Consider the following 279-nt stretch of genomic DNA (forward strand, 5'->3'; position numbering starts at 1 on the left):
CGGCGATGCCGCGGCCAGGATGCGCATTCTCTACGGCGGTTCGGTCAAGCCATCCAATGCGGCGGAACTGCTTGGCGTCGAGAATGTCGACGGCGCGTTGGTCGGCGGCGCAAGCCTGAAGGCCGCCGACTTCCTCGCCATTGCGGAAGCCTATATGAACATGGCGTAGCCGCAGGGGCCTTCCCATGCGGCAGAGGCAGGCTGAAATCGTTGCAATGGCCGCATTGCTCCCCATATTCCCGGCCACGGGCTTGGAAATGCCACCAAAGCATTGTAAGG

Annotated in this window: 1 protein-coding gene; it reads left to right on the forward strand. The window is 62.4% G+C overall.

Going from position 1 to position 279, the window contains the following annotated elements; genetic code table 11:
• Positions 1 to 169 (forward strand): triose-phosphate isomerase (locus EN845_RS35125; RefSeq protein WP_189587467.1); only part of this gene is annotated, 169 nt, incomplete at its 5' end.
• Positions 170 to 279: the final 110 nt, after the last annotated feature.

Origin of the sequence: Mesorhizobium sp. M8A.F.Ca.ET.202.01.1.1, from assembly GCF_004791595.1 — a bacterium.
Taxonomy (GTDB): Bacteria; Pseudomonadota; Alphaproteobacteria; order Rhizobiales; family Rhizobiaceae; genus Mesorhizobium.